This window comes from Streptomyces sp. URMC 126 (assembly GCF_051386555.1).
GTDB lineage: Bacteria > Actinomycetota > Actinomycetes > Streptomycetales > Streptomycetaceae > Streptomyces.
This window is the reverse complement of the sequence record NZ_JBPQTX010000299.1, coordinates 1-8421: the sequence shown is the minus strand read 5'-3', so window position 1 is coordinate 8421 and position 8421 is coordinate 1. Positions and strand designations below refer to the sequence as shown.

Genomic DNA, 8421 nt, shown 5'->3' with positions numbered 1-8421 from the left:
GCGGAGGGGGACGGGGCCCGGGGAGACGCCGAGGGCGGTGAGGCGGGCGGCCCAGAAGTGGGCGTCGAACTGCACCGGGACGGGCACGGCCGGGACACCGGCGCGCAGGCCGGCCGCCGTGGTGCCCGCACCAGCGTGGTGCACCACGGCCGCCAGGTGCGGGAACAGCGCGGCGTGCGGCAGCTCGTCGACGGTGAGCAGATCGTCGCCCTCGGCCTCCAGCCCGGCCCAGCCCCGCTGGACGATGCCCCGCAGGCCGGCCCCGCGCAGGGCGCGGACGAACGTCGCGGCGAGCCGCTCGGGGTGGGACACGGTGGCACTGCCCATCCCCACGAAGACCGGCGGCGGCCCGGCCGCGAGGAAGTCCCGTACGCGCTCGGGCAGCTCCCCGCCGGGCGGGTCGTAAGGCCACCAGTAGCCGTCGACGGTGAGGCCCGGGCGCCAGTCGGCCGGGCGGGGGACGACGAGGGGGCTGAAGCCGTGGTGCACGGGCCAGCACTGGCGTTCGCGGATGCGGCGGGCGGCGCGCGAGCCGAGCGGTGGCAGGCCGAGCCGGTCCCGTACCGTACGGGCCGCGTCGACGAAGATGCTGTCCACCGCGACGTTCACGGCCCGCCCGGCCAGCCGGTTGACGGTGGCGCCCCAGGACCCGCCGGCGACCAGCGGTGGCGCGAACGCCCCGGTCGGCGCGTGGGGTTGCAGGTAGACGCCCCGGCTCGGCAGGCCCAGCCCGGTGGCGATGAGGTGCCCCAGCGTGCCGAGCCCGCTCGACACCAGCAGGACGTCCGCCGCCTCGGCCGCCCGCAGCAGGTCGTCCGCCATCCGCGCCGCGGCCTCCCGGGCGAGGGTCCCCACCCGTACCAGTTGCCCCGGGCCCGTCGAGCTCTCCCGCAGGGCGCGGCCCCGCTCGGTGTCCATCTCGGCGCGCGGGTCCACCGGCAGGGCGTGGAAGCGGAGCCCGGCGGCCTCGGCCAAGGGCGCGAAACAGCCGTGCGTGACCAGGGTGACCTCGTGCCCGGCACGGGCCAGACCGCGTCCCAGGCCCGTATAGGGCGCCACGTCACCTCGTGATCCCGCGCTCATCAACGCCACTCGCATGACCCGCAGTATGCCGCTCCCGGGCAGCCGCCGCCCGCAGGTGTCGAGGCCGCGAGACTGCCGCGACCCGCCCGAAGGACACCGAACGGTCGCGGGCCGAGCCGGGGCGCCGACCGCCGACCGCCGACCGCCGACCGCCGACCGCCGACCGCCGACCGCCGACTATGGACGATGCGGCACGACGACGACCATGTCCCGTCAACTCGCCCTAGCCTCAGGCCCATTGACATCCTCCCGCAGTGCAACTGTTCGCGCGGGGCGGACGGTTCGAGCCATGGATTCATTCCGCCACAGCCCCCGGACCTTCCCCACGGCGCCACCATCCCGGGCATCGCCCCAGCAGTGGGATAGCTTCAAGCCACCCCATCCGGCCACAGCAAGTCCCCCATCGTGGACCGGACATGAAGACGGGAAGAAGGCGGCGAACGTCCCGATCGGTTGCGACCCCAACGGAACGCCCGGCCGCCGTCGCCATCGGCATCGCGGGTCCCACCGCGCTCGCCGCCGGCGAGGAGCCCCGGACGGCGGTTGTCGCCGGCATCGACGATCCCACCGAGGAGGATCTGCACGCCGTCACCCAGGAAGAGGCCCAGGAGGCCGCCCGGTCGGTACTCGACAGCGACGAGCCCGAGGTCCAGGAACTCGTCCAGTCGTCCAGTCCCTCGAACCTGAGGAACTCGCCGACCTGCAGGCCGTCGCCGACGGCCAGTCCCCAAGACCATCCAGGCGAACTGGGAGAAGATCTGGACGGCCCTGAAGAAGATCGGCGGCTCCGCCAACTCCGTCAAGAGCTCGTACGGTAAGTTCAAGTCGTGGTACAACGGCCCGTCCTGGTGGGAGAAGGGACTGTTCAGGAGCGTGTCGGTGGGCTACTCGCTCTACGACATCTGGTTGCACTTCCGCAGTGGTTTCGCACCCGGCCGACAGGCGACGGCCGGGGAATGACGGGACGGGGCGGTAGCGGCATCCCCGAGGCCGCGGCCGCCCCGGCGCACAGCTCCGTGAAGAAGCGACCCGAGGAGGACGGAGCACCATGACACCCCCGGCCGCCGACGACAACGCGAACGACGCCGACGCGCGTGACGACGAGGCACACGGCACCAGGGCGAACGACGACAAGGCGAGCGAAGGCACCTGGGGGCTGGCGCTCCTGGCGATCGCCCCTACCGCCTGCCTGACCCTCCTCACCGACTCCCCGGGCACCTTCTGGTACGCCGTGGCCTGGGTCTTCTGGGGCCTTTCCGCGGCCTTGCTCACGGCGGGCTGGACGGAGGTGGTCCGCCACGGGGCGCGTGGCGCCACCGGCTGGACCACGTGCGCACTGACTCACGGGGTCCTCGTGTTGCAGGCGGTGCACTTGATCACCTGACCGACGGCCGGCATACAGCGCGCGGACGGGCAGGAGGCGCGGAACGGACGGTGAAGGCGTCCCGAACGGTCGGCGAGATCCCCCGGCAAAGGTGAAGCGTCGGACGCCCGTTCACCGGTCTCAGGCGAGCGCTCGATCACGGCGAGACCGGCCCGCCGCCGCGCCACCGGCCCACCTCGGGCAACCGCCTCCGCATCGCCCGTCGCGCACGCCGGCTGTCCGCCGCCCAGTCGGCGGGAAGGTCGCCGTATCCCCGGGCTCTCGCCGCGGTCCTCGCCGCGATCCGGCTCGGCCTCGGCCACACCCCCGGACCCCCGGCCGCCGTGACCGGCAGCGCCTACGGGCCGGACGTGCCGGCGGTGCCGGCCGGTCCGGCGGAGGCCGTGGCGCGGTTCCGGGCCGGTGTCCTGGCCTGGAAGCCGCTCACGGAAGCCGCTCACAGACGAGGTCGTCGGGTACCGCGCCCGCGGGCCGAGGCCGAGTCGGAGGCGCTGGGTGCGGCGGCGAAGGCCGAGGAGGTCACCGACGACGAGGTGCGGCGGTGGCGGGAGTACGCGTTGCGAGCGGGTGAGCGGCCGACCCCTCAAGCCCGCCCCTCGGACCCGCAGCCCCGCCCTCTCAGGCCGACGGCCTCACCCCGCCGGGCGCCGCCCCAGTCGGGCCGCGTCGGCCGCCTCGGTTCCTCGGGCCCAGCCCTCCGCGTCCCGGCCCCGGAGCCGGTGCGAGGTGGTCTCGGGGAAGAGGCGTTCGGCCGTCTCGCCGACGGCGACGTCCCGGGCGGCGAGCGCGGGGAGTACCTCGGCGGGGCGGGCGGCGTGTTCGGTGACGTCCCGGGCGGCGGCCGACAGCCGGTCGCCGATCCGGGCGGCGTAGGCGATGAGGAACGACTCGCGGAAGTCGCGGGTCCGGCGGCCCGAACGGGCCCGTCCGCCGCGCCCGTTCGCCTCCCGGTGGTGCGCGTCGGCGGCGCGGCGCATCGCCGCGTCCGCCTGTACCAGCAGCGAGGTGTACATCAGCTCGACGAGTTCGAGATCGGCTTCGAAGCCGACGACGGTCGAGAAGCCGTACTCGGCGGACCACACCGCGTGGCAGTGGTTGGCCTCGGCGACGGCGTGGAGCAGCAGGGCCTTCGCGGACTCGTACGGGCCCTCGACGCCGAGCCGGCACGTCCCGGGCCCGTCGCCGGCCGCGCCGGGGGCGGCGGCGAGGAGCGCCTCGTCGAGCGAGTGGCGGGCCATGAGCTCCTGCGCCTTGGCGGAGAACGCCTCCGCCTCGTCGGGGAAGTCCGTCGACTCGGCCTTGGCCAGCAGCGCCCGGATGCGGGCGAGCGTCTTCGGCTCCACGGCCGCGGTCCGGCCGTCATGCCGCCCGGCGCCCGCGCCCGCGCTCGTGCCCGCGGCGCCGGGGAGCGGGCCGGCCGTGCCGATGTGCGGGAGGCGGGCGACGAGCCGCAGGGCGAGGAGCGCGCTGGTCACGGTCTCGAAGCGGCTGAGGCGCTCGCGGCGCGCGAAGCCCTCCAGGAACGCGTCGTCGTCCGGCCACCACACCGTCGCGTCCAGGTCGCGGAGCTGCCCGGCCCAGCGCGGGGGCAGCGTGTCCGGGGCGTACCGGCGGGCCTCGGCGGCCACGGCGGCGAGGACGAAGCGGAGGGCGGGCCCGGTCGCGTCCCGGCGGGCCAGCCGGAGGACGTCGGCGGGCTGCCAGCCGCGTTCCCAGGCGCGCCGGAGTTCCGCCTCGGCGGTGGCGAGCAGGGCCCGGCCGACGGCCGCGGGCCCGGCGGGCGCGGCGGCGAGGGCGGAGGCGTCGGCGTAGGCGGCGTCCTCTACGGCCTCGGTCCCCCCGGGGCCGTCCGCGGACAGCGCGCGGAGCCGGCGTACGGCCGCCTCGACGGCCGGCCGCGGCCCGGCGGCCTCGTCGGGCCGGTCCTGTCCCGGGCGCTTGCCCATGGGTTCCTCCATAAGTCGTCGGGAGGGCCGGGCCTGACGGGCGGCGGCGTCCCGCCCGTACGCGCCCCGTGCCGAAGGTCCCGGCACGCGAAACCGCCGGGCGGCGGGGTCGGGTCGGATCAGGCGCCGGTGGCGCTGCCCTTGACCCACTCCTGCCAGCTCATGTTCCAGCCGTTGAGGCCGTTGTCCGGGGCGATCGTCTTGTCGTCGGAGTTCTTCACCACGACGACGTCGCCGATCTGCGAGTTCTTGAAGAACCAGGCGCCGGGGGTGTTCGGGTCGTCGGCGCCCTGCTTGTCCTCCAGGCCGACGCAGCCGTGGCTGGTGTTCTCCACGCCGAAGATGCCGCCGCCCCAGTAGTTGCCGTGGATGAACGTGCCCGACGTGGACAGCCGCATGGCGTGCGGGACGTCCTTGATGTCGTACTCGCCCTTGCCGTTGGCCTTGGAGAAGCCCACGGTGGAGCCGTCCATGCGGGTCTCGGTGAACTTCTCCGAGATCACCATCTTGCCGTTGTACGTCGGGTTCGAGGGGCTGCCGGCCGAGATCGGGATGGTCTTGATGACCTTGCCGTCGCGGACCACGGTCATCTGGTGGGTCTTGGCGTCCACCGTGGAGACCTGGGAGTGGCCGACCCGGAACTTGACCGTCTTGTTCTGCAGGCCCTTGATCCCCGGGGCGGCGTAGACCTCGCCCAGTTCCATCTTGAGGGTGACCTCGGAATTGGCCTTCCAGTACTCCTGCGGGCGGAAGTCGAGGCGCTGGTCGTTGAACCAGTGGCCGACGACCTGCTGGCCGCTGCTGGAGGTCACCTTCAGGTGGGACTGGACGGCCTTGCGGTCCTTGATCGGCTTGTCGAAGTTGATCGAGACCGGCATGCCGACGCCGACGGTCTGGCCGTCCTCGGGGGTGAAGGTCCCGATGAAGCTGTTGTTCGGCGAAACCGTGGAGAAGGAGGAGTTCTCCGTGGCGCGGCGGCCCTTGTCGTCCTTCGCCTCGGCGACGATCTTGTACTTGGAGGACCGCTCCAGCGGCTTGGCGAGCTTCCAGCTCTTCTTGTCCGGCGCGAGGGTCCCCGCGACCGGGCGGACCTTCTTGACGTCCGTCTCGTCCGTCATCTTGACGCTCGTGAGCTCACCGTCGCTGACGGTCACCTCGACGGCGTCCACGGCGGTTCCGGCGTTGGTCGTACCGCCCTTGGGCTTGATCTTGATCTGTGCCGTGGAGGCGTCCTTGGCGGCTGCCGCGTCGACGTTCTGCTGCGACTTCTCCTTGCCGGAGCCACCGCCCTTGTTGTCGCCGTCGTCGCCACCGCCGCAGGCGGCGAGGGTGAGCACACCACCGAGCACGGCGGCCGCGGCCACCAGGCCCTTGCGGCGCTTGCCGTCCTTCATCACACGCATCTCCATCGCTCTGGACCCCGAAAATCCCCGAACCGGGCCACGGGGGCACGATCCGGCCCCTCGGCCTTCACCGGCACACCGGACGCGTCCCACGCGTGCCCTCTGGTCCCGGCTACTGCTTAGGGAACGCCTGACCCGATTCGCCCGTTCCACCCACGCGCAAAGTGTGGGGAAGACCACGCCAGTAAAGACCCTCCGGGCGCCTGCGCCCAAGCCGGGTGGTCAGGGGGCCGGGAAGCCCGTCGGAGCAGGTGCCTTCCCCACCGTCCAAGCGTGTCACTAACATCTGTTCGGCCGGGCCCCGCGGGTCCGGCACCGCCCGTCGGGCCCCGGCCTCCCGCGCCGCCGGCCCGCCGCCGCTGAGGGGATGCCGTGACCGCTCGCCGCCCGTTGTCGACCGCCCTCGCCGCCGGGGCGCTGCTCTGCGTGGGCTGGCTGGTACCGACCGCGCACGCGACGACCGCCCACCCGGAGCCGGGCGCCGCCCACCCGTCCTCCGCCCACGCGTCCACCGCTCACCTGCCCGCCCCCGCGCCCCGCGACGGCCGGCGGCTCGCCGATTCCGGAAGCGTGGACACCACGCCGTACGTCTACGGCGGGCTGGGCTTCGTGGCGGTCGGCGGCGCGCTGGTCACGGTGGCGGTACGGCGCTCACGCGCGGCCTCCGGCCCGTCCGGAGCCTGAGGAGGGCCGGAGTCCGGGGGGAGGCGAGAGACGGCCCACGAGGTCAGGGCAGGGGCGCCGCCTCCGCGATCGCCCCCGCCCGGCGAGAAGCGAACGCCCGCCCCGACCCCGCCCGTTGACCGACGGTCACCGCCCCCACGCGTCGCGCGACGGACCGCGCCGGCCGCTCAAGAGGTCAGCCCAGCTCCCCGACGACCGCCTCCACGGCGCGCACCAGCGCCCCGGACCGCACGAACTCCTCCGCCGCCGCCAGGTCGGGCGCGAGGAACCGGTCCGCTCCCGGCCCCTCCACCCCGGCCTCCCGCACCGCGCGCAGCACGGCGGCCGTGGCGGGCGAGGGCGTGAGCCCGGTCCGCAGTTCGACGGCGCGCGTGGCGGCGACGAGTTCCACGGCGACGACCCGGGCGAGCGCGTCGAGCGCGGTCCGCAGCTTGCGCGCCGCCGACCAGCCCATGGAGACGTGGTCCTCCTGCATCGCCGAGGACGGGATGGAGTCCACCGACGCGGGCGCGGCCAGCCGCTTCATCTCGCTGACCAGGGCCGCCTGCGTGTACTGGGCGATCATGAGGCCGGAGTCGACCCCGGGGTCGTCCGCGAGGAACGGCGGCAGGCCGTGCGAACGGTTCCTGTCGAGCAGCCGGTCGGTGCGCCGCTCGGCGATGGACGCGAGGTCGGCGGCGGCGATGGCCAGGAAGTCGAGCACGTACGCGACGGGCGCGCCGTGGAAGTTGCCGTTGGACTCGACGCGTCCGTCGGGCAGGACGACCGGGTTGTCGACGGCGGAGGCCAGCTCGCGGTCGGCGACGAGCCGGGCGTGCGCGAGGGTGTCGCGCCCGGCGCCCGCGACCTGGGGCGCGCAGCGGATGGAGTACGCGTCCTGGACGCGCGGCGCGTCGTCCTGGTGGTGACCGGTCATCCCCGAACCGGCGAGCACGCGCAGCATGTTGTCGGCGCTGGTGCCCTGGCCGGGGTGCGGGCGGATGGCGTGCAGCTCGGGGGCGAGGACCTTCTCGGAGCCGAGCAGGGCCTCCAGGGAGAGCGCGGCGGTGATGTCGGCGGAGGTGATCAGGCGGGCGAGGTCGGCGCAGGCCATGACGAGCATGCCGAGCATGCCGTCGGTGCCGTTGAGGAGGGCGAGCCCCTCCTTCTCCCGCAGTTCGACGGGCTCGATGCCGTGCGCGGCGAGCAGCTCGGCGGCGGGCGCGAGGACGCCGTCGGGGCCCTCCGCCTCGCCCTCGCCCATCAGCGTCAGCGCGCAGTGTGAGAGCGGGGCGAGGTCGCCGGAGCAGCCGAGGGAGCCGTACTCGTGGACGACCGGCGTGATCCCCGCGTTGAGCAGGGCGGCCATCGTCTCCACGACGACCGGCCGGACGCCGGTGCGGCCCGAGGCCAGGGTCTTGAGGCGCAGGAACATCAGCGCGCGCACGACCTCGCGCTCCACGCGCGGGCCCATGCCGGCGGCGTGCGAGCGCACGATGTTGCGCTGGAGCTGCGCGCGGAGCTCGGGGCTGATGTGGCGGACGGCGAGGGCGCCGAAGCCGGTGGAGACGCCGTAGACGGGGTCCGGCTTGGCCGCCAGGTCCTCGATGACCTGCCGGGAGGCGGCGACGGCGGCCAGGGCCTCGGGGGACACGACGACGCGCGCGTCGTGGCGCGCCACGGCGATCACATCGTTGGCGGTCGTTCCGGAGCTTCCCACCACCACGTCGGTGTCCACGCGCATCTGCATATCCATATTCAGGCACCCTAGGGTCTGAATCGCTGCCTGTCACTAGGGGTCAGGTGAACTGCCCTGTACGACAACACCGCGAGGGCCGCGCGCATGCCGCTGCTGGGGCTGTATCCGCCGGTGCCGCCCTGACGGGCGGGATGGTGCCCCGGTCCCGCCCCTTCGCCGATTCCCGGGGGCAAGCCCCCCGGG

Annotated in this window: 7 protein-coding genes; 3 read left to right on the top strand and 4 right to left on the bottom strand. The window is 74.2% G+C overall.

All coding sequences use genetic code 11. The features are described from left to right. A partial coding sequence (locus ACSNOK_RS27060; RefSeq protein WP_436783398.1) for a glycosyltransferase occupies nucleotides 1-1098 on the bottom strand: 1098 nt, incomplete at its 3' end. Between the two features lie 401 nt (nucleotides 1099-1499). Here ACSNOK_RS27060 and ACSNOK_RS27055 point away from each other — a divergent pair. Both ACSNOK_RS27055 and ACSNOK_RS27050 read left to right on the top strand, forming a co-directional pair. After that, on the top strand, nucleotides 1500-1901 hold the full coding sequence (locus ACSNOK_RS27055; RefSeq protein WP_436783397.1) for a hypothetical protein: 402 nt from the start codon (nucleotides 1500-1502) through the stop codon (nucleotides 1899-1901). Between the two features lie 230 nt (nucleotides 1902-2131). Beyond that, on the top strand, nucleotides 2132-2467 hold the full coding sequence (locus ACSNOK_RS27050; RefSeq protein ID WP_436783396.1) for a hypothetical protein: 336 nt from the start codon (nucleotides 2132-2134) through the stop codon (nucleotides 2465-2467). Between the two features lie 632 nt (nucleotides 2468-3099). On the opposite strand, the gene ACSNOK_RS27045 is transcribed toward ACSNOK_RS27050, so the two are convergent. Together ACSNOK_RS27045 and ACSNOK_RS27040 are read right to left on the bottom strand one after the other, a co-directional pair. Then, nucleotides 3100-4413: a DUF2786 domain-containing protein gene (locus ACSNOK_RS27045; RefSeq protein ID WP_436783395.1), complete on the bottom strand. Its 1314-nt coding sequence runs from the start codon at nucleotides 4411-4413 to the stop codon at nucleotides 3100-3102. A 119-nt stretch (nucleotides 4414-4532) separates the two neighbouring features. Continuing rightward, nucleotides 4533-5822 (bottom strand): L,D-transpeptidase, encoded by a 1290-nt coding sequence (locus ACSNOK_RS27040; RefSeq protein WP_436783394.1) that lies wholly within the window; start codon nucleotides 5820-5822, stop codon nucleotides 4533-4535. Nucleotides 5823-6188: 366 nt separating this feature from the next. Between ACSNOK_RS27040 and ACSNOK_RS27035 the strand changes: the two genes are divergently transcribed. Beyond that, nucleotides 6189-6500: a hypothetical protein gene (locus ACSNOK_RS27035; RefSeq protein WP_436783393.1), complete on the top strand. Its 312-nt coding sequence runs from the start codon at nucleotides 6189-6191 to the stop codon at nucleotides 6498-6500. Between the two features lie 175 nt (nucleotides 6501-6675). On the opposite strand, the gene hutH is transcribed toward ACSNOK_RS27035, so the two are convergent. Continuing rightward, on the bottom strand, nucleotides 6676-8229 hold the full coding sequence (gene hutH, locus ACSNOK_RS27030; RefSeq protein ID WP_436783399.1) for a histidine ammonia-lyase: 1554 nt from the start codon (nucleotides 8227-8229) through the stop codon (nucleotides 6676-6678). Nucleotides 8230-8421 lie beyond the last annotated feature (192 nt).

Coding starts and splice junctions, on each gene's coding strand:
- ACSNOK_RS27055 (WP_436783397.1), top strand. CDS start 1,500: ATGAAGACGGGAAGAAGGCGGCGAACGTCCCGATCGGTTGCGACCCCA.
- ACSNOK_RS27050 (WP_436783396.1), top strand. CDS start 2,132: ATGACACCCCCGGCCGCCGACGACAACGCGAACGACGCCGACGCGCGT.
- ACSNOK_RS27045 (WP_436783395.1), bottom strand. CDS start 4,413: ATGGGCAAGCGCCCGGGACAGGACCGGCCCGACGAGGCCGCCGGGCCG.
- ACSNOK_RS27040 (WP_436783394.1), bottom strand. CDS start 5,822: ATGGAGATGCGTGTGATGAAGGACGGCAAGCGCCGCAAGGGCCTGGTG.
- hutH (WP_436783399.1), bottom strand. CDS start 8,229: ATGCAGATGCGCGTGGACACCGACGTGGTGGTGGGAAGCTCCGGAACG.